This is a genomic window from Agrobacterium sp. 22-214-1 (assembly GCF_053522465.1).
The window spans coordinates 142118-162031 of sequence record NZ_JBNWCK010000010.1 but is presented as its reverse complement, the minus strand read 5'-3'; the positions used below and the strand labels follow the sequence as shown (position 1 = coordinate 162031).

Sequence of the window (19914 nt, the reverse complement as noted above, 5' to 3'; positions counted from 1 at the left end):
CTTGATTTCTTAAGAACGAAAGTCGCCGTCGCCAGCAGCGCCGCCGCCCTCGTTCAGTGAGCGGACTTATAAATCCACACCCTCAAACAAGTCAACACAGCAATATCAAAAAAAATCAGAAATGTGATAGGTAACTGATTATAAAGGCGAATTTGAAGATTGTCGTATAAATTAACGGCTTTTAACGGTTTTCCCGTCGGTGTCCGTCAAGCTTGATGGGCCGTCCCCTATATAGGGTCTCCATATCACAATAACAGGGACCGAGGCCTTGTAGATATCAGTCGGAAGACGGGCTGAAGCGGGCGACCAACGCATGCGCATTGCCGGGATAGGTGAAGCGCACATAGGTGACAGCGCCCGAATTGCTCCAGGTACGGCGCTCCACGACAAGACACGCCTGCCTGTCGGAAATGCCGAGCAGGCGCGCGATCTCCTTCGAGGGTGTTTCGGCGCTGATCCGGTGTTCGGCGGTGCTCCAGGGAACATGGCCGAGCAGCCAGGGGCCGGGCGCAATTTCGGTGAAGTCGGTTTCAGCCGCTTCCGGCACGGCCGCCAGATTGATGAGGCGCTGTTCGACACAGAATTCGCGTGCACCGGCGAAATGGATGCAGAGAATGTCGAGCAAGGGTGTCCCGACGGAAACGTCGAGCCGCTCACGATCCGCGCTTTTCGCGCTGCGCCTTTCGCGCTCCAGGATTTTGAAGCCATAGTCGAGGCCAAGGGATTCGACCTCGGCCCCGATATCGTGAATTTGGAGAACGGCGGACTGGATCTGCGGCTGGCGAACGAAACTGCCGGATTTCTTGCGACGTTCGATCAAACCGGCCTTGGCCAGCTGGCCCATGACCTTGTTCACGGTCATGCGCGAACAGTGATATTGATCGGCGAGGTCGACCTCGAAAGGCAACCGGTGGCCCGGCGGCCATTCTCCCGAAACGATCCGCCCCTCGATCTCACTGAGGATACGCTGGTGCAGGGTCTGCCCGGCTGATGCTTTCGTCACGTCCGCAATGCCTTTCCCCGCTGGCTTTTTCCCGTTTCTGCCGAGCCCATATCAGCTATCGAGAAGTTCAGCCATGACCTTGTTGAAACGATCGGATATTTCACGGCGATGGATATGCCGGCCGGCCTGCACGCGCTTTTTGCCGCGCACCCAAACGGAATCGACAGAAACGCCGCCCGCGAATATCCACTGATCGAGAATCTGGGATATAGGAAGATAAGAAACGGCGGAAACATCAAGAGCGACGAAATCGGCGCTTTTTCCACTTTCCAGACCGCTTCGCGACGCCAGAGCCCTACCGCCGCCTTCGAGCGCCTGCCGGAAAAGTTTTTCTCCCGTGGAATGACCGGCATCGGCAATGACATTGCGCGCGCGGTGCGAGAGACGTTGCGAATATTCAAGCGTTCGCAATTCTTCCGGCACGGAAATCAGAATGTTGGAATCGGATCCGACACCATAATGGCCGTTTTCAGCGAGAAACGCCGGAGCCGGGAAGATGCCGTCGCCGAGATTGGCTTCCGTGATCGGGCAGAGGCCGGCAACAGCGCCGCTTTTTGCCATGCCTCGCGTTTCGGTTTCCGTCATGTGTGTCGCATGGATAAGGCACCAGCGGCCATCGACCGGCGCGTTTTCAAGCAGCCATTCCACCGGTCTCGCACCGGAAAAGGCGAGCGAATCTTCCACTTCTTTCGTCTGTTCCGCCACATGAATATGGATCGGCCCGCCTTTTGCCAGCGGCTCGATGGCTGCCAGCTCGTCGCCGGTCACTGCACGCAGGCTGTGCGGCGCGATCCCGAGGGTGGCGCCCGGCAGCCTGTCCACCACGGCCTGCGCCCCCTGCATCAGCTTTCCGTAACTGTCGAGCGAATGGATAAAGCGCTTCTGCCCGTCGATCGGCGCCTGGCCGCCGAAACCGGAATGGGCGTAGAAGACCGGCAGCAATGTGAGGCCGATGCCCGTCTGCGAGGCGGCCGCGCCGATACGTTCGGCCATTTCGGCGATATTGCCGTAATGCGAACCATCCCTGTCATTATGCAGATAGTGAAATTCTCCAACCCGCCCGAAACCGGCCTCGAGCATTTCCATATAAAGCTGGGCGGCAACCGCCTCGACATGGTCAGGCGTCATGGAGAGCGCGAATTTATACATGACGGTGCGCCAGCTCCAGAAACTGTCATCGCCAGGACCACGGATTTCGGCAAGCCCCGCCATGGCGCGCTGAAAGGCGTGGCTGTGGAGATTGGGCATGGCCGGGACAATGACGGCATGTCGCTCATCCTGCGGCTGCGGGGAAACGCCGGTTTCCACGGATAAAATAGCACCTTCATCGCAGACGATGCGAACATCCTTCGCCCATCCATCCGCCAGAAGCGCTGCGCCCGCGTGAATTGCCGTCATGCCACCCTCTCCTTTGGTTCTGTCCGGCAAGGCCATTTCAAACAAGAAATTGCAGCTTGCCAAGCCGATTATTATGTATATACATTTAACTCACAAAGGAAAGGCGAAAAGCAAATGCCAGGGAACAAATCTGCAAACGGAACGGCGACGGGGAACGCCACGGCTTTGTGGCGCGACGCCCGGCTGGCAACCTTCAACCCCGACATGGAAGGCATCGGCGCCGTCGAAAACGCCGTGATTGCCGTGCGTAACGGCCGCATCGCCTTTGCCGGCCCTGAAAGCGATCTGCCCGCCGATCTGGCGAAAGCCGATGAGACCAACGATTGCGGCGGCCGCTGGATCACCCCTGCCCTGATCGACTGCCACACCCATCTCGTCTTCGGCGGCAACCGCGCCATGGAATTCGAGATGCGGCTGAATGGGGCGACCTATGAGGAGATCGCCAAAGCGGGCGGCGGCATTGTTTCTTCGGTGCGCGACACGCGCGCGCTTTCGGAAGATGCTCTGGTGGCGCAGGCTTTGCCGCGCCTCGACACGCTTCTTTCCGAAGGCGTTTCCACGGTCGAAATCAAATCCGGTTACGGTCTCGATATTGAAACCGAGCTGAAAATGCTGCGCGTCGCCCGCAGGCTCGAGACATTGCGGCCGGTCCGCATCGTCACCAGCTATCTTGCCGCACATGCGACACCAGCAGATTATAAGGGGCGCAACGCCGATTATATTGGCGATGTCGTTCTGCCGGGGCTGGAAAAAGCCCATGCGGAAGGACTGGCGGATGCGGTTGACGGTTTTTGCGAAGGCATCGCCTTTTCCGTCGAGGAGATCGACCGGGTTTTCAAGGCTGCAAAACACTATGGCCTTCCGGTCAAACTGCATGCCGAGCAGCTTTCCAACCTTGGCGGTTCCGAGCTTGCGGCATCCTATAACGCCCTTTCGGCCGATCACCTGGAATATCTTGATGAAGCCGGTGCGAAGGCACTGGCGAAAGCAGGAACCGTGGCCGTGCTTCTTCCCGGCGCTTTCTACGCGCTCAGGGAAAAACAATTGCCGCCGGTGCAGGCCCTGCGCGATGCCGGGGCCGACATTGCGCTGGCAACGGACTGCAACCCCGGCACTTCGCCGCTCACCTCCCTGCTGCTGACCATGAATATGGGCGCAACGCTTTTCCGCATGACCGTGGAAGAGTGCCTGACGGCGACGACACGCAACGCGGCAAAGGCGCTCGGGCTGCTTAGCGAAACCGGCACGCTCGAGGCTGGAAAATCCGCTGATTTCGCCATCTGGGATATCGAGCGTCCGGCGGAACTTGTCTACCGCATCGGTTTCAATCCGCTACATGCCCGCATTTTCAAGGGACAGAAGGTTTGCCCATGACCATGAAGACCATCACGCTTCACCCAGGCAATGTGACCTTAGCCAATCTCGCCGAGATATACTGGGAGAACGGCAGCGCCAGACTCGACCGCAGCTTCGATAAAGGCATTGAAAAGGCGGCGGCCCGCATCGCCGAGATCGCTGCCGGCAATGCGCCGGTCTATGGCATCAATACCGGCTTCGGCAAGCTCGCTTCCATCAAGATCGACGCGGCCGATGTGGCGACGCTGCAGCGCAATCTCATCCTGTCGCATTGCTGCGGGGTCGGCGCACCGCTTCCTGAAAACGTCGTGCGGCTGATCATGGCGCTGAAGCTGGTTTCGCTCGGTCGCGGCGCGTCCGGCGTGCGGCTGCAGCTTGTGCGGCTGATCGAAGCCATGCTGGAGAAGGGCGTCATCCCCGTCATTCCCGAAAAGGGTTCGGTTGGGGCTTCCGGCGATCTCGCGCCGCTTGCCCATATGGCGGCGGTGATGATGGGCGAAGGCGAGGCCTTTTATGCGGGCGCGCTTCTGCCAGCCGGCGAAGCGCTTGCGAAAGCCGGACTGACCCCGGTGGTGCTTGCCGCCAAGGAGGGGCTTGCGCTGATCAACGGCACGCAGACTTCGACGGCGCTGGCGCTGGCCGGTCTTTTCCGCGCCCATCGTGCGGCACAGGCAGCACTGATTACCGGTGCGCTTTCCACAGATGCCGCCATGGGGTCTTCCGCACCTTTCCATCCCGATATTCACAGCCTGCGGGGTCATAAGGGCCAGATCGACGCCGGAGCCGCCCTTCGCCGGTTGCTGGAGGGTTCAGAAATCCGCGTCAGCCATATCGAGGGCGATGAGCGGGTGCAGGATCCCTATTGCATTCGCTGCCAGCCGCAGGTGGATGGCGCCTGCCTCGATCTTCTGCGGCAGGTGGCCCGCACGCTGGAAATCGAAGCCAATGCCGTGACCGACAATCCGCTGGTGCTTTCAGACAATTCCGTCGTCTCCGGCGGCAATTTCCACGCCGAACCGGTGGCCTTTGCCGCCGACCAGACGGCGCTCGCCATTTGCGAGATCGGCGCGATCGCCCAGCGACGCGTGGCGCTGCTGGTCGATCCGGCCCTCTCCTATGGTCTGCCGGCCTTTCTTTCCAGGAAGCCCGGGCTGAATTCCGGCCTGATGATCGCCGAAGTCACCTCCGCCGCGCTGATGAGCGAGAACAAGCAGATGGCGCATCCGGCCTCGGTGGATTCCACACCCACTTCCGCCAATCAGGAAGACCATGTCTCCATGGCCTGCCATGGCGCGCGCCGCCTGCTACCGATGACGGACAATCTCTTCGCCATTCTCGGCATCGAGGCGCTTTCGGCCGTACAGGGCGTGGAGTTGCGCGGGCCGCTGAAAACCAGCCCCGAACTGCAAAAGGTAATTGCGGCATTGCGCGCGGCGGTGCCTTCGCTGGAGGAAGACCGCTATATGGCCCCGGACCTGAAGGCTGCGGCGGAATTGATTGCCTCCGGCGCGCTGGTCGCGGCAATTTCGGACGGCATTCTGCCAAAGCTGGAGGCGTGAAATGATGAGTACTTTATCCTCTTCTGCCGTGGGGTTACCCCCCTCTGCCCTGCCGGGCATCTCCCCCTCAAGGGGGGAGATCAGATGCCGCACCCGCTCGTTCTCAGATATTGTGGCGCAAGGTATTCGCCGCTTGCCGATCTCCCCCCTTGAGGGGGAGATGCCCGGCAGGGCAGAGGGGGGTAACCCCACGGCAGAAGAGGCCGATCGATGAACAGACCCTTCACGCTTCACCAGGGCACCTCGCCCATCATCCTCGGACTACCTCACACCGGTACGGATGTTCCGGCTGAGATTTGGGATCGTCTCAACGACAACGGCAAGATTCTCGCCGATACGGACTGGCATATCCATGAGCTCTATGCCGACCTTCTCGAGAGCGCGACAACCGTAAGGGCGACCTTCCATCGTTATGTGATCGACGCCAACCGCGACCCGGCCGGGGTAAGCCTTTATCCGGGCCAGAACACAACAGGGCTTGTTCCGGAGACCGATTTCGACGGCGAGCCGATCTGGAATGAAGGACAGGAACCCGCAGCGGACGATATTGCGTACCGTCTGGAAAACTTCCACGCGCCCTATCACGCGGCCCTTGCGGCGGAAATCGAGCGGGTCAAATCCATCCACGGCATCGCCATTCTCTATGATTGCCATTCTATCCGTTCGCATATTCCCTTCCTGTTCGAAGGCAAGCTACCGGATTTCAACATCGGCACGGATATGGGCAAAACCTGCGATCCGACCATCGAGAAGATCGCCGTCGAGGTGACCGCCGCAGCGGAGGGCTACGACAGCATTCTGAACGGTCGTTTCAAGGGCGGCTGGACGACGCGCCATTACGGAAAACCGCAGAGCGGCGTGCACGCCATTCAGATGGAGCTGGCGCAATCCACCCATCTTCAAAGCGAGACGCCGCCTTTTGCCTATGACACGGGCAAGGCCGAACGGCTTCGCTCCCATCTCAAAACCATTCTCACGCGCATGGAAAAATTTGCGCTCGACACGAAACGATAAGGGGAAAACACATGAACAATCCACGCCACAATATTCGCGATGTCCGCTCGCCGCAGGGCACTGACCTCAATGCCAAAAGCTGGATGACGGAAGCGCCGCTGCGCATGCTGATGAACAATCTCGACCCTGACGTGGCCGAGCGTCCGCATGAGCTGGTGGTTTATGGCGGCATCGGCCGCGCCGCCCGCACCTGGGACGATTTCGACCGTATCGTCGCGACGCTGAAGGATCTGAACGAGGATGAAACCCTCGTCGTGCAGTCCGGCAAGCCGGTCGGCGTGTTCCGCACCCATAAGGACGCGCCGCGCGTCCTGATCGCCAATTCCAACCTCGTGCCGCACTGGGCGAACTGGGATCATTTCAACGAGCTGGATAAGAAGGGCCTTGCCATGTATGGCCAGATGACGGCCGGTTCGTGGATCTATATCGGCACGCAGGGCATCGTGCAGGGCACCTATGAAACCTTCGTCGAGGCTGGCCGCCAGCATTATGACGGCAACCTTAAGGGCAAGTGGATTCTCACCGGCGGTCTCGGCGGCATGGGCGGCGCACAGCCGCTCGCTGCCGTCATGGCCGGCGCCTGCTGCCTCGCCGTCGAATGCGATGAAACCCGCGTCGACTTCCGCCTGCGCACCCGTTATGTCGATGCGAAGGCGCATACGCTCGATGAGGCGCTGGCCCTGATCGACCAATGGACCAAGGCGGGCGAGGCGAAATCCGTCGGCCTGATCGGCAATGCGGCGGAAATCTTCCCGGAACTCGTCCGTCGCGGCGTTCGTCCCGATATCGTTACCGACCAGACCTCGGCGCACGATCCCGTCCATGGTTACCTTCCGGCCGGATGGACCGTTGCCGAATGGCGCGCCAAGCAGGAAAGCGACCCGAAGGCCGTTGCGGCTGCCGCTCGCGCCTCCATGAAGGTGCATGTACAGGCCATGGTCGATTTCTGGAACGCCGGCGTTCCGACGCTCGATTACGGCAATAATATCCGCCAGGTTGCCAAGGATGAGGGCCTGGAAAACGCCTTCGCCTTTCCGGGCTTCGTACCGGCCTATATCCGCCCGCTATTTTGCCGCGGCATCGGCCCGTTCCGCTGGGCGGCCCTTTCCGGCGATCCGGAAGACATCTACAAGACCGACGCCAAGGTGAAGGAACTGCTGCCAGACAACAAGCACCTGCACAACTGGCTGGACATGGCGCGCGAGCGCATCGCGTTCCAGGGCCTGCCGGCGCGTATTTGCTGGGTCGGCCTTGGCGACCGCCACCGTCTCGGCCTCGCCTTCAACGAAATGGTCAGGAACGGTGAGCTGAAGGCGCCAATCGTCATCGGACGCGACCATCTGGATTCCGGCTCCGTCGCCTCGCCCAACCGCGAGACCGAGGCCATGAAGGATGGCTCGGATGCCGTTTCCGACTGGCCGCTTCTCAATGCGCTGCTCAACACCGCATCCGGCGCGACCTGGGTATCGTTGCATCACGGCGGCGGCGTCGGCATGGGCTTCTCGCAGCATTCCGGCATGGTCATCTGCGCCGATGGCACCGACGATGCCGCTCGCCGGCTGGAGCGCGTGCTGTGGAATGACCCGGCAACCGGCGTCATGCGCCATGCCGATGCCGGTTACGACATCGCCGTGGAATGCGCAAAGGAACAGGGCCTGCGCCTGCCCGGCATTCTCGGCAATTGATCCTCTTTCGGCCGGAAAGAGAAACACCTCTTTCCGGCCGATCCCTCTCAAAAGTGGAAAACCATGACCCTGCTGCGCGCAAGCGATTACAAGCGAATGCCCTGGAAAAACGGCGGCGGCGAGACGGTGGAAGTCGCCATCTTTCCACCCGCGTCTTCCGTCGAGAATTTCGACTGGCGCATCAGCATGGCGACGGTGGCGAGCGACGGGCCGTTTTCGATCTTCCCCGGCATAGACCGCACCCTCTCCATTCTTGAGGGAAACGGCATGGCGCTGGCAATTGCGGCCGGCGATCCGCTGCTGCTGACAATGGAAAGCCCACCCCTGCCCTTTCCGGCCGATGTTCCCGTGAATGCGACCCTGCCCGATGGCGCGATCACCGATCTGAACGTCATGACCCGCCGCTCGCGCTTTCGTCATGTCGTTAAAAGGCATTCCGGCCCGTTTTCGGGAAAAGCCGCCGGAAACACGACGCTTGTTCTGGCACTCGACCCGCTGACGATTTTAACCGGTGAAAGCAAGGACCGATTGGGGAAGCTGGATGGTCTGCTGATTGAAGGCGATTTACCGTTCACCGTCGAAGGAGATCAAAGCGAAAGCGCGTTTTTCCTGATCACCCTCGAGCGTCTCTGAAGCCTTCCGGAAAAGGCTTCACAAATTTCGTCCAGATAATGCCCAAACCGCTGCCGCCTCAGTCCAGCCCCAGCGGATCGGCCACCCGTGGCCAAAGCTCAAGGCTCGCCTTGCGATAGGGCGTTTTCGCCGGATCGGTCGGATAAGACGTCGGGGCCGCGATATAGACGATCTCGGAGGCGACCGGCGCAAACCCCGCATGGAAATGATTGGTGGACTTGACCAGCAGCACGTCTTTCTTCGCAAAATCGACGCCGAGATTGGAAAAGATATCCGGCTCATAAGTTTGCGTGCGGCTGGTGATGAGGATGATATCGATCTGCGTACCGAGCGGCCGGACGACAGCGGCACGGCCGAGCGTTACGCGGCTGTTGCGGAAACTCTGCCAGCCGGCCTCGGCCGTGCGCATCACCTTTATGCGGAAATCGAGCGGCTCGCCGCCTTCCGGGCTGGATTTGCCGCCGATGCGCAGGTCGATCTCGGCCCCCTCGCCCGCTGCATGACAGAAAGACACCGCAATCGGGTCCCAGATCGTCGCGACGGCGATATTGTCCATGCCGCGCTCCACCATGCGCCGCAGAATATGGGTGGCGTCACCGGCGACACCGCCGCCCGGATTGTCCCAGATATCCGATACGACGACCGGCCTGTCCGGATTATTGCTGCGAATGGCAAGAACCTGGTCGAGACCTGATTCCGTATCCAGCATCGGCATGGCGGTCAGCTTGCGCATGGCATAAAGCTCATGGCCGAGCTTTTCGGCCAGCGCATCGCCCTTTGCCCTGTCATTATCGGTCACGACAACGATACGCGTTCCCATATCCGGCACGTCGCCCGCCATGAAACCGTGAATGACGGAAATCGACAGGATGTCATCCTTGCCTTCCATGGCCTTCAGCCGGTCGACGTAAGAGCGCATCGGCTCACGGCTGGTGGGATAAATGGTGATCATGCGGCAATCGAAAGTGGAGATGACCGGCTTGATCTCCCCCCGAAGCGTGCGCAGCGCCATTTCCACCACATGCTCGCCGCGCTCTTCGAAATCCGTATGCGGAAACTCCAGAAACGTCGCCATGATATCGAGATTTTTGACCCGAAGCGCCGTCAGATGGCTGTGCGGATCGAATTCCGCCGCGACCAGCACATCCGGTCCAACCAATGCGCGGACGCGTGACAGGAAATCCCCCTCCGGATCGTCATAACCCTGCGCCACCATAGCGCCGTGCAGACCGAGCACCACGGCATCGACCGGCAGGGCGGCATTGAGTTCGGCGAGAATCGTATCCCGCAGCGTTTCATACGTCTGGCGCTGGATAAGGCCCGCCGGTTCCGCCCAGCAGGAGGTTCCCTCTATTACCGTGAACCCTTCCGCCTTACCGCGGCGGCGCAAGATCGGCACTGGCGATGAGCAAAGCGTCGGCGTTTCGGGATGCTCCCCCGGTCCGGCATAAAAAGCCGCGCGAAAAGCGTCCATATCCGTCGGGACGGGTGAAAACGTGTTGGTTTCGGTGGCGAGTGACGCCGTGAAGATGCGCATGTCTCTAGATTCTCGTTACCGCAATCTGCCCTTCGGCAGCTTTATTTCAGAATTTAATTAGCCGGGTAATTTTACCAGACCGTACCGCGCGCTGCGACCTGCTCAACCCGCGTCACGACGCCGTTTCGATGAAAAACCATCCTGTCGAAAAGATTGCTGACGACACAGGTGTGGTTCGGAACGACCCTAACCACATCGCCGATTTCAGGCCGGCCCGAGGCACAGCCGGATAGATCGACAACCGCATGTTCTTCCGAAAGCGAGATGATTTTCGCACCTTCGTAGCCTTCGAGCAGCCCGTAATCGCTGAAACCCAGAAGATCCGAGGTCAGAGCCTTGGAGCCGCAATCCAGCACGGCCCGGTCGGCTGTCGGTCGCGATACGACGGTGGCAAGAACATGCATGGCGAGATCGCCCGCCGTGCAATGTCCGGCGCGCAGCATGGCGCGATCATTATAGACATAGGTGCCGGCCCGATGTTCGGTGGCGGAAGGAACGAGATGCGCGGCGTAAAAATCCGGAGAACCGCCGCTGGATCGCACCGGGCAATCCATGCCCTTTGCCGCCAACAATGCCATCGTCTCGCGAAGGAAGTTTTCCACCGTCGCGGCTCCGCCCGGTGCCGGATAGGTCAAAATGCCCTTGAATGTGAGGCCCGGTGCCGAGGCAATCTTTTCCGCAAGCGCCAGTGCCGCTTCCGGCGTCTGCACACCGCAGCGCTTGCCGCCCGTGTCGCATTCGACCAGCACGGCAAGCGGCCTTGCCGCATCGAATGTATCGGCAAGGCCGGCAATCGTGACCGCGCTATCGGCAACCACGCTCAGCCGACCGATCCGCGCATTCAGCGCCTTCAGCCGCGACAGCTTTGCTGCACCGAGAATATTATAGGTGATCAGAATGTCATCGAAACCGGCATCCGCAAAAACCTCCGCCTCACTGACTTTCTGGCAATTAATGCCGATGGCGCCAGCCTGAAGCTGCTGCTTGGCGACAGCGGGTATCTTGTGCGTCTTGATATGCGGCCGAAAGGCCTTGCCGTGATCATCCAGATAGGATTGCGCCCTGAGGATATTGGCGGCGAGCCTGTCCTCGTCGATGACAGGCATCGGCGTCGAAATCGCATTGAGGGGTGTGCCCGCATCAGGCCAGGGATAGGTCATCATCTACTCTCAAACATCGGCAAATTGGGCTTCAGGCCAGCGGCTTATAGGCGATAACGTCCATTTCCACCTTGGCATCGACCATCAGCGGAGATTGCACGGTGGAGCGCGCCGGCGGATGATCGATGAAATATTTCTGGAAGACAGCGTTGAAGCTCGAAAAATCCCGGGCATCGTCCAGCCAGACATTGACCTTGACCACATCCGCAAGCGTACAATCGGCAAGCGCCAGAACATCCTTGATATTCGCAACCACCTGCTCGGTCTGCGCCACGATTCCGCCGGTCACCACCTCGCCATCGACGGTTGGCACCTGCCCGGAAACATAAACGAAATCGCCGGCCCGGACGGCCTTGGCAAATGGTCGCCGCTGTCCACCAGCCTGATTGTCCGCCGCCTCATATCGTATCAGTTTCGGCCCTTGCATAAGTCCTCGCAAATTATTTTCATAATTTCAGAAATTTTCGCGATTTGTAGCCGATTTCATGACGCATTTCCACAAGCAATGTAAATTATTTAGCAATCGCGCACATTACGTGCGAAATCCGCTGCCGTGCTTACCGCCGATACATTATAGGGAAATGTATGGCTCATGGTCGATATATGGCGTGATTCATGGGGGAACTGCATGCTTATAATGCGGTCCCCGTGGGCATTCGCGCTACATTCCACTCGCCAAATTCGACATCCATGGAATTTCCAGCACATTATTCAGAAAACGAGTTTGCCGCGGCTAACCTCTTAGGAGAGGTACTGGACACGTCTCGCTTCGGGCAGTCCTTCAACCAGCTCACCCGCGTGCGGAAAGCCGATCGCTCGCTGTCACCCTATCCGTTATCTCTTGCGCGATTTTCTGCGCCTGCACGCGAATATCCGGAACAGCGGTAATCTCCCAGAAGCGGCCCGCCGTCAGCGCACCGGCGGCGAAAAGACCGGGCCAGCTTCGTCCGTCCGTCCGCAGCAAACGGGACTGGCCGTCGACTTCCACCCCGAGCCCGAAGGGATCGAGCAAAATAACGCCGTCAGCGCGCATCGTTTCAAGAAGCCGCGAATGGCCGATGCCGGCCCGCTCCATCCCCGTGCAATTGACGACCCAATCGACCTGCAGTTCCTTCAATATCTGCGTATGTCTGCGGCGGTAACGCACGGCGATCCCCTCCTCTCCTTCTTCTATGGAGCGAAGGTAACCCGCATGGATTTCAAGAATACCATCTGAAAGCAATTTCCCGAAAGCGCCAGACACTTCAGGCGCGATACGGTGCCGATGGATGTTCCACCACGGCAAGGCATGCCGAAGGAACCGGCTGCGTTGCGCAGGTGTAAGACGCTGCCAAAGCGATTGAGTTTGCGGCCGCAAGCCATCCATGACAGTGCGCCACGGCGCACCGTCGCTCACTTGCTTGCGCAGAGAGTGCAGCAACCAGCTAATCTCCGTCGAGCCTTCGGGTAAATTCGGCTCCACAGGCGGTGACGGCGGACTGACATGCGGATGCGGCACCAGACCACGACGGGACAGGACATGGATTGGCCCTTGATGTCCTTTTCCCCTCAGAGTCAAAACCTGATCGATCATCGTCAGGCCCGACCCCAGAATACAGATGCGATCCCCGGCCTTGATTTTGGACAACCATCCCGGCTGCCAGCAGTGGCCAATGATACGTTGCGGCCCCTCTTCTTCCCTTGCGACAGTTTGCACCGGCAAACTCGCAGCGCCGACACCGAGACACAGAACGACATTCTGCGCGCGCAGCTGCTCACCATTTTCCAGTGTAAAAGAAAATCCGCCCATGCCATCCGGCCGACAGGCCGAAGCCTTGGCCCGAACGAAGTCTACTCGGGCCCGTTGCTCCCTGCTTCTAAGCAGGCCGGCCAGTCTGTCGCGAAGATAAAGACCATAGTCACCGCGCGAGGCGAACAGCAGGGGATTGTCCGCGATCCCGTTTTCCGCCAACCAGTCGACAAAATCATCCGGCCTGTCAGGGAAGACACTCATTCGCCCGGCCGGCACATTCAGACGATGATAAGGCAGCTCCGTGCGATAGGCGGTGCCCCGCCCGAAATCCGACTCATCGCCGACGATAGCGATAGAGGCTTCCGCAGGCAGGGACGATAAAAGATGGGCGGCGGTACAGATGGCCGAAAAACCCGACCCGACGAGAGCGACATCATAGGACATTCATTCCTCCAACCTGCGACAGCTTGAACAGCCAGACGACGGGTGTCGAACCCAACGATACTCTAGTCAACGAGTAGAGATTAAACAGATGCGAATGTCTACCCTTCACTTTCTGGCGCCGGGATTATCGGAAGCATAAAGGTCAAACCCAAAAGTTAGCCGCGGCAAACTTCCGCACGGGGCGGATATTCGGCGCACCAAAAGACGCGACAACGCCCTTCATTATGATCAACAACGAGAAGTTAGCCGCGGCTAACCGTCGAACCGTCACAAAAAGCAAATGTGATTCTTCCACAATGCTTTAGCGGCACTTTCCAACCTGAGAAAAAAGCCTATTGCGCCAAAAAGAGAATCGGCGCTTATATCTCAGTTGCGGAAAAAACCGCCTTTTTCGAAAAAAACCGCTACTGCAATTTCGAGCGAAAGAAGACCGATGACACAGAGTGCCGATTTAAGACGTGCCGCAGGAGCACCCGACCTGACGAGTCTTATACAACAGCATTCGGCTGCGTTGTCAGCCCAATTGCAGGCTCATAATGCAAATACATTTTCCCCGCACACCGAAAAGAGCATGCGCCATTTCTCGCCGGCGGAAACCGCCCGATTGATCGGCATCGGCGAAGCCTATCTTCGCCAGATCGCCGCCGAGCGTCCGGAGCTCGATGCGGCGCAGGCTTCCGGTCGTCGTTCCTATTCCGTCGAAGATATGGACGAGATCAGAAAATTCCTCGATCAGGGCGCGCGTGGCACACGCCGTTATCTGCCGCATCGTCGTGACGGCGAAGAGTTGCAGGTCATCGCCGTCATGAACTTCAAGGGCGGCTCGGGAAAAACCACGACATCGGCGCATCTGGCGCAATATCTGGCGCTGCGCGGTTACCGGGTGCTTGCCATCGATCTCGATCCGCAGGCCAGTCTGTCCGCTCTCTTCGGTCATCAGCCGGAGATCGATGTCGGTCCGAATGAAACGCTTTATGGCGCGATCCGTTACGACGACGAACGCCGGCCGATCGCCGAGATCGTTCGTGGCACCTATATTCCCAATCTCCATATCGTTCCGGGCAATCTGGAGCTCATGGAATTCGAACACGACACGCCCCGCGCCCTGATGCGTCGCGCGCCGGGCGATACGTTGTTTTTTGCCCGCATCGGCCAGGCGATAGCCCAGGCGCAGAACTTTTATGACGTTGTGGTCATCGATTGCCCGCCGCAGCTTGGTTATCTGACACTTTCGGCCCTGACGGCCGCCACATCGGTTCTCGTCACCGTTCATCCGCAAATGCTTGATGTGATGTCGATGAACCAGTTCCTTGCCATGACCGGCGATCTTCTCGCTGAAATCGGCAGGGCGGGAGCGCGTTCCGACTATAACTGGATGCGTTACCTGATCACCCGTTTTGAACCGAGCGATGGGCCGCAAAACCAGATGGTCGCGTTCCTGCGCTCGATTTTCGGTGAAAACGTCCTCATCCACCCGATGCTGAAGAGCACGGCCGTCTCAGATGCCGGACTGACCAACCAGACACTTTTCGAAGTGGAAAGAACCCAGTTCACCCGGTCCACCTATGACCGCGCGCTGGAAGCCATGAACAACGTAAACGCTGAAATCGAAGGACTGATTAAAAAAGCGTGGGGTAGGGCAGCATGAGCAGAAAACAGATCTTTGCCAATCTCGGTACGCCGGGCACCGACAGCAACGAGACTGCCACCGAGCGGTCGCGTCCGCGTATCAGGCCCATCCTCGGTTCTCCGGAACTTGTGACGGATGTTCTGAATTCCCCGGTCGGCATGATCGGCCAGTCGCTCAACGAAGTATCGGAACGGGCCAAGCGCGCAGAAGAGATCGAAAAGCAGCTCGCGGAAGGTCTTACGATCGTTTCGCTCAGCCCTGCCGATATCGATCCCTCTTTCATACCGGATCGCATGCCAGCCTCTGAAGAGGCGGATACTGGCCTGGTAGAAGCCATTCGTGAACAGGGCCAGCAGGTTCCCATTCTGGTGCGCCCGCATCCCGAATTCCCCGGCCGTTATCAGGTCGCCTTCGGCCATCGTCGCCTGCGCGCCGTCTCCAGCCTCGGTATTCCGGTCAAGGCGGTCGTTCGTGATCTCAGCGATGAGCAGCTCGTCGTTGCCCAGGGACAGGAAAACAACGAGCGTCGCGACCTCACCTATATCGAAAAGGCACGTTTTGCCCAGAAACTGCAGATGCGGTTTCCTCGGGATACGATCATGGCCGCCATGTCGCTGCACAAGGGCGATCTCTCCAACATGCTTTCGGTTGTCGGCCGCATTCCCGAGGATCTGGTCGATCTGATTGGCCCGGCCCCGACTGTCGGCCGTCGTAACTGGATGGATCTTGCCGATCAGCTTTCCTCCTCGCAGGTCAAGGAAGCAGCCCGCGCCTATGTCAAGGATACATCGGTTGCCGCCCTGCCATCGGAAGAACGTTTCAAGTCACTTCTGGATTTTCTGAAGCCCAAGGCGCAGGCGAAAAAAACCGGCGTGTGGACATCGCAAACCGGCGGCCGACTGGCAAAGGTGGTCGAGAGCGACCGCAAGCTGGATATCTCCATCGACAAGAACGAAGCCCCGGAATTTGCCGAGTTCGTTCTCGAACATCTTCAGACGCTGTTTGCCGAATACCGGTCCAAGCAGTGATTTTTAACTCGAACGACTAACAGGAGACGCATCACAAAAGAAAAAAGCCCCCGAACGTTGCCGCGCGGAAGCCTTTCTTTGATTTAAGCACCCGAAGAATCTCATTTCCGCGAATCATAGTCAAGAGTCTTGGCATCGAATTTTTCGGTGAGCGATTTTCTTTTGCCTTGTGAAAGGTGAAAGACATGAACAGCACATGTGTAACGACGCCCTTTGGGCGGCGAGCGATGTCGTTTGGCGTCCTCGCAACCCAGTTCGCCGCGCAGAAAAACAAGAAAATCGAAGCGGTCGATAAATGGAAACTCTATCGTTCGGTCTGCGAAGCCAGGCCATTGCTCGGTGTGACTGATCGCTCGCTTGCGGTCCTGAACGCGCTTTTGAGTTTTTATCCGAAAAACGAGCTTTCCAGCGAAGCCGGATTGGTTGTCTTCCCTTCGAATACGCAATTGTCACTCAGGGCCCATGGCATGGCCGAGCAGACATTGCGCCGGCACCTTTCGGCTCTTGTCGAGGCCGGTCTTATCATTCGCAAGGACAGCCCTAACGGAAAACGATACGCCCGCAAGCATAGGGGAGGGGAAATCAGCGAAGCTTACGGTTTTTCGCTGGCGCCGCTTCTTGCCCGCAAAGCGGAAATCGAGGAACTGGCCGAACGCATCGTCAGCGAGCGGCTCGATCTTCAGCGGCTTCGTGAAAATATCAGCCTTTGCCGCCGCGATATCCAGAAACTCTGCGAGATGATTGCCGCGAGCGGTGAAGTCGAAACCTTCGAAGGGTTTCAGACCCGCTATAATGGGATTGCCCGCTCTCTCGGCCGCAATTCCAAGCCTGCGGAGCTTCGGGAAATCGCAGGATTTTTGGCCTCTTTGCGCGCGGAAGTGACCAACTATCTGGAAAATATTGAAAAATCGGAAAAAACGGGCGGCAATGACTGCCAAAATGAGCGCCTCATAAAGAATTCAGAATCCGAATCCATATCTGAACGGCAGGATTTGTGCGAACCGGCAACCGTTGCACCTGCCAGCACGGCAAGCACCCAGCCGGCATATGTGGCACCCGTCAGTGCAAAAGCTTCGCCGCAGTCAGCAAAGCCTGTTCTTCATAAGCAATTTTTTGTTCCTGATATTGTTTTGGTTTTGAAGGCTTGCCCGGATATCTCGCTCTATGCCCCAGGCGGAGCGGTTACCGGATGGCGCGATCTCGAAGTGGCGACATCCGTCATCAAAACCATGTTCAACATCAGCCAGTCGGCGTATCAGGATGCGCTTGTCACATTCGGCCGACAGGGAACGGCAGCCATTCTCGCATGCCTTTTGCAGAAAGCGGACCAGATAAGCTCGCTCGGCGGATATCTGCGTAATCTGACCCGTAAGGCGCAGGAAGGCGGCTTCGATGTGCAGACAATGCTTCTGGCGCAGTTGCGAGGGCGTAAGGACACCATGGAGGCGAACATGCTTTCGTGAGTTCTCACGGGCCGCGGGAAATGGTCATCGCTTGCGGAAAAAGCAGACGGAAGTTACATTAACGCCGTTTCCGCAAGTAGAAAGAGATTCGCATGAGGCTACTGTAGCAACAGTGCAGCCGGTGGATTTCTATGGTTAATGCAAGGTAATGAAAACTAAGTTCGGTTTAGCTTTCGTTTGCGTTTTTCCATGATTGGTTTCAATCGCTTGAGTCGAGGGTGTTTTTCGTCGAAATTGCGACGAGAAGAGCGGAAAAGCGCAATCTGTATGCGCGGAGCACCTGGCAAAACAGGCATGTGGTACTGAATAGAAGCGCATGCCCGGGCGCCGCAGGACCGGGATATGGCCATCGGAAGTAAATGCACGGTCGACAGACAAAGCCTCGCGCCGAGGCGGCGAAGTTGAACTTTCTGCAAGGTCCTGCGTTTGCGCTTGATTGCTGGAACGGATGGCTGAGCTGATGAATTTTCCGGATGACATGGAACTGGCCGTCGCCCTCTACATGGCGGATAACGCCTTGCCCCGGGAAAGGGCTATCGAAAAGCTCCTGAGGGCAGAGCTCGAAAACACTGGCCATCTGCCCGGTGGCGAAGGGCGGCCGCCGGAGATCGTCGGTGGGCAACCGAGCGCCGACTATGTTCAATATAGCTCCTATCTCGATGGGGATAGCTGACGAGCGGCGGAACCAAAGCGGGCGAGGGCTGTTTATGGCGCAGACAATCGCGCCAGGATATGCGTCCCATGTTTCCCAGATCATTTCTTCTCTCAGCCGCACTCACCGCGATGACGAGCGTGCCGGCAATTGCCCAGCCTCTCGAGGTCAGCACGCTTGCGGTTTCCAGCGCCGACAGCATTCCACTTTCGCCAGAGGCCGCGACCCTGAACTACATTACCGACGTGTCTGGGAAGAAAGTCCGTCTGGTTGGGCCGCGCTTTTATCCCGACAGTGCGCGGGCGCTGGAGTTTCCCGGCCGAAGGTCGAACCCGGTTGCATCGGGCAGCGAAGAGGCTTTGTCGCAACGGTGAGGGGGCGTGTTGAGAAGACCGGTCGACATATTGCGGCGGAGGTGGAATGAGAACCGGGGGTGAGCTTCAAGAACACAAGGCGGATGCGGAAAGCTGGATAAGGCAGGAGGGCCAGGACGCCGGCAAGGCCAGTTTCCCCGAATTATTCTTCGATCTGGTCTTTGTTTTCGCGCTGATCCAGCTCTCCCACGCGCTGGCCAAGGATTTTGGGCCGACAGCAGCGCTTGAGGCCGGCATCCTGATATTGTCGCTCTGGTGGCTATGGATACACACCACCTGGATCACAAACCTGCTGAACACGGAAAAGGAGCCGGTCAGGATCCTGCTGTTCGTGCTGATGTTCGGCGGCGTTCTGCTGGCCATCGCGCTGCCGGAGGCTTTTGCGGAACAGGGTCTTGTCTTCGCCCTGATTTACAGCTTGATGCAGGTCGGTCGAAGCCTGTTCGCCCTCTATGCGTTCAGGGGTGAAGACCGGCAGTCTTTTCTGGTTTTCGTGCGCGTGACGATCTGGCTCGTGGTATCGAGCCTGTTCTGGCTGGCCGGTGGGTTCGTCGATCTGGCGGATCGCATTCTCCTGTGGGGCATTGCGCTTGCAATTGAATATGCCGGCCCCGCCTGCCGTTATGTCGTGCCGGGTGTAGCCTCGAGCGACGAGGACAGGCTGCATCTTTCCGGCGAGCATCTGGCGGAGCGATGTGCGCTCTTCGTCATCATCTGCCTTGGCGAAACGATCCTGACCACGGGACGCACGGCCACAGAATATATGAATTCGGGCCTGACATTCATCGTCTTCTGCTCCGCTTTCGTCAGTACCGTGGCGATGTGGTGGATTTATTTCCATCACGGGCAGGAGGAGGCTTCGAGAAAAGCCGAGAATGCCGAAGAAAAGGCGAAGATCGCCCATAATCTTTTTAACTACGGGCATTTGCCCATCGTAGCCGGTATCATCCTTACGGCGGTGGGTGAGGATTTCAGCCTCTCCCATGCGCGGGATGGCGCAACGATGCGCGAGGCGCTCGCCATTCTCGGCGGTCCGGTCCTGTTTCTGGCCGGCAATATCGGCGTCAAGATCGCCGTCGCCTATCAGCGACCGGTGTCGCATTTTGCCGGCGTGGCGGCGCTCTGCCTGCTTTTGCCGGTGCCGGGTGTTCCGCTTTTCGTGCTGCAACTGGCTAGCACGGGAATTCTTCTGCTTGTCGCCCTTTGGGAATATCTGGCGCTGAAAAGGGCCGTCGCCAATGCCTGA

General features: G+C 58.7%; 17 protein-coding genes. 11 read left to right on the top strand and 6 right to left on the bottom strand.

Annotated features, from left to right (window positions below; translation table 11 throughout):
* Positions 1–277 precede the first annotated feature (277 nt).
* Together hutC and ACQZ5G_RS24305 are read right to left on the bottom strand one after the other, a co-directional pair.
* Positions 278–1003 (bottom strand): histidine utilization repressor, encoded by a 726-nt coding sequence (gene hutC, locus ACQZ5G_RS24310; RefSeq protein WP_448737888.1) that lies wholly within the window; start codon positions 1001–1003, stop codon positions 278–280.
* Positions 1004–1054: 51 nt separating this feature from the next.
* Entirely contained in the window at positions 1055–2401 is a 1347-nt protein-coding gene (locus ACQZ5G_RS24305) for a formimidoylglutamate deiminase (RefSeq protein WP_174058307.1), read from the bottom strand.
* 114 nt (positions 2402–2515) lie between these two features.
* Here ACQZ5G_RS24305 and hutI point away from each other — a divergent pair, with 114 nt between their 5' ends.
* The 5 genes from hutI to ACQZ5G_RS24280 all read left to right on the top strand — a co-directional run bounded on the left by hutI (position 2516) and on the right by ACQZ5G_RS24280 (position 8648).
* Complete coding sequence (hutI, locus tag ACQZ5G_RS24300) at positions 2516–3775, top strand: imidazolonepropionase (protein WP_448737887.1); 1260 nt, start codon at positions 2516–2518, stop codon at positions 3773–3775.
* Positions 3772–5316 (top strand): histidine ammonia-lyase, encoded by a 1545-nt coding sequence (hutH, locus tag ACQZ5G_RS24295; protein WP_448737886.1) that lies wholly within the window; start codon positions 3772–3774, stop codon positions 5314–5316. The genes hutI and hutH overlap by 4 nt, the downstream gene beginning before the upstream one ends.
* A 210-nt stretch (positions 5317–5526) precedes the next feature.
* Positions 5527–6330 carry an N-formylglutamate deformylase gene (hutG, locus tag ACQZ5G_RS24290; RefSeq protein WP_448737885.1) on the top strand — a complete coding sequence of 268 codons (804 nt, stop codon included), beginning with the start codon at positions 5527–5529 and terminating at the stop codon, positions 6328–6330.
* Positions 6331–6341: 11 nt separating this feature from the next.
* Positions 6342–8015: a urocanate hydratase gene (hutU, locus tag ACQZ5G_RS24285; RefSeq protein WP_065656680.1), complete on the top strand. Its 1674-nt coding sequence runs from the start codon at positions 6342–6344 to the stop codon at positions 8013–8015.
* Between the two features lie 63 nt (positions 8016–8078).
* A complete protein-coding gene (locus ACQZ5G_RS24280) occupies positions 8079–8648 on the top strand; it encodes a HutD/Ves family protein (protein WP_448737884.1) in 570 nt (189 codons plus the stop codon).
* Between the two features lie 58 nt (positions 8649–8706).
* Here ACQZ5G_RS24280 and ACQZ5G_RS24275 read toward each other — a convergent pair whose 3' ends face one another.
* The 4 genes from ACQZ5G_RS24275 to ACQZ5G_RS24260 form a co-directional block, all read right to left on the bottom strand.
* Entirely contained in the window at positions 8707–10185 is a 1479-nt protein-coding gene (locus tag ACQZ5G_RS24275; protein WP_448737883.1) for a M81 family metallopeptidase, read from the bottom strand.
* A 71-nt stretch (positions 10186–10256) separates the two neighbouring features.
* Positions 10257–11345 (bottom strand): D-TA family PLP-dependent enzyme, encoded by a 1089-nt coding sequence (locus ACQZ5G_RS24270; protein ID WP_448737903.1) that lies wholly within the window; start codon positions 11343–11345, stop codon positions 10257–10259.
* Between the two features lie 31 nt (positions 11346–11376).
* A complete protein-coding gene (locus ACQZ5G_RS24265; RefSeq protein ID WP_448737882.1) occupies positions 11377–11772 on the bottom strand; it encodes a RidA family protein in 396 nt (131 codons plus the stop codon).
* 363 nt (positions 11773–12135) lie between these two features.
* On the bottom strand, positions 12136–13521 hold the full coding sequence (locus tag ACQZ5G_RS24260; RefSeq protein ID WP_448737881.1) for an FAD/NAD(P)-binding protein: 1386 nt from the start codon (positions 13519–13521) through the stop codon (positions 12136–12138).
* 433 nt (positions 13522–13954) lie between these two features.
* Between ACQZ5G_RS24260 and repA the strand changes: the two genes are divergently transcribed.
* The 6 genes from repA to ACQZ5G_RS24230 all read left to right on the top strand — a co-directional run bounded on the left by repA (position 13955) and on the right by ACQZ5G_RS24230 (position 19914).
* Complete coding sequence (repA, locus tag ACQZ5G_RS24255) at positions 13955–15169, top strand: plasmid partitioning protein RepA (protein ID WP_026363408.1); 1215 nt, start codon at positions 13955–13957, stop codon at positions 15167–15169.
* Positions 15166–16179 carry a plasmid partitioning protein RepB gene (gene repB, locus ACQZ5G_RS24250; RefSeq protein WP_448737880.1) on the top strand — a complete coding sequence of 338 codons (1014 nt, stop codon included), beginning with the start codon at positions 15166–15168 and terminating at the stop codon, positions 16177–16179. Before repA ends, repB begins: the two co-directional genes overlap by 4 nt.
* 185 nt (positions 16180–16364) lie before the next feature.
* Positions 16365–17642 (top strand): plasmid replication protein RepC, encoded by a 1278-nt coding sequence (gene repC / locus ACQZ5G_RS24245; protein ID WP_448737879.1) that lies wholly within the window; start codon positions 16365–16367, stop codon positions 17640–17642.
* Between the two features lie 460 nt (positions 17643–18102).
* Complete coding sequence (locus tag ACQZ5G_RS24240) at positions 18103–18315, top strand: hypothetical protein (RefSeq protein WP_035260560.1); 213 nt, start codon at positions 18103–18105, stop codon at positions 18313–18315.
* A 68-nt stretch (positions 18316–18383) separates the two neighbouring features.
* A complete protein-coding gene (locus ACQZ5G_RS24235; protein WP_448737878.1) occupies positions 18384–18668 on the top strand; it encodes a hypothetical protein in 285 nt (94 codons plus the stop codon).
* Between the two features lie 46 nt (positions 18669–18714).
* Positions 18715–19914, top strand: coding sequence for a low temperature requirement protein A (locus ACQZ5G_RS24230; RefSeq protein ID WP_448737877.1), 1200 nt, complete (start codon positions 18715–18717; stop codon positions 19912–19914).

What these genes read in the sequence shown, in the direction of transcription:
- ACQZ5G_RS24305 (WP_174058307.1), bottom strand. Translation starts at nt 2,401, where the DNA reads ATGACGGCAATTCACGCGGGCGCAGCGCTTCTGGCGGATGGATGGGCG.
- hutI (WP_448737887.1), top strand. Translation starts at nt 2,516, where the DNA reads ATGCCAGGGAACAAATCTGCAAACGGAACGGCGACGGGGAACGCCACG.
- hutH (WP_448737886.1), top strand. Translation starts at nt 3,772, where the DNA reads ATGACCATGAAGACCATCACGCTTCACCCAGGCAATGTGACCTTAGCC.
- hutG (WP_448737885.1), top strand. Translation starts at nt 5,527, where the DNA reads ATGAACAGACCCTTCACGCTTCACCAGGGCACCTCGCCCATCATCCTC.
- hutU (WP_065656680.1), top strand. Translation starts at nt 6,342, where the DNA reads ATGAACAATCCACGCCACAATATTCGCGATGTCCGCTCGCCGCAGGGC.
- ACQZ5G_RS24280 (WP_448737884.1), top strand. Translation starts at nt 8,079, where the DNA reads ATGACCCTGCTGCGCGCAAGCGATTACAAGCGAATGCCCTGGAAAAAC.
- ACQZ5G_RS24275 (WP_448737883.1), bottom strand. Translation starts at nt 10,185, where the DNA reads ATGCGCATCTTCACGGCGTCACTCGCCACCGAAACCAACACGTTTTCA.
- ACQZ5G_RS24270 (WP_448737903.1), bottom strand. Translation starts at nt 11,345, where the DNA reads ATGACCTATCCCTGGCCTGATGCGGGCACACCCCTCAATGCGATTTCG.
- ACQZ5G_RS24265 (WP_448737882.1), bottom strand. Translation starts at nt 11,772, where the DNA reads ATGCAAGGGCCGAAACTGATACGATATGAGGCGGCGGACAATCAGGCT.
- ACQZ5G_RS24260 (WP_448737881.1), bottom strand. Translation starts at nt 13,521, where the DNA reads ATGTCCTATGATGTCGCTCTCGTCGGGTCGGGTTTTTCGGCCATCTGT.
- repA (WP_026363408.1), top strand. Translation starts at nt 13,955, where the DNA reads ATGACACAGAGTGCCGATTTAAGACGTGCCGCAGGAGCACCCGACCTG.
- repB (WP_448737880.1), top strand. Translation starts at nt 15,166, where the DNA reads ATGAGCAGAAAACAGATCTTTGCCAATCTCGGTACGCCGGGCACCGAC.
- repC (WP_448737879.1), top strand. Translation starts at nt 16,365, where the DNA reads ATGAACAGCACATGTGTAACGACGCCCTTTGGGCGGCGAGCGATGTCG.
- ACQZ5G_RS24240 (WP_035260560.1), top strand. Translation starts at nt 18,103, where the DNA reads ATGAATTTTCCGGATGACATGGAACTGGCCGTCGCCCTCTACATGGCG.
- ACQZ5G_RS24235 (WP_448737878.1), top strand. Translation starts at nt 18,384, where the DNA reads ATGTTTCCCAGATCATTTCTTCTCTCAGCCGCACTCACCGCGATGACG.
- ACQZ5G_RS24230 (WP_448737877.1), top strand. Translation starts at nt 18,715, where the DNA reads ATGAGAACCGGGGGTGAGCTTCAAGAACACAAGGCGGATGCGGAAAGC.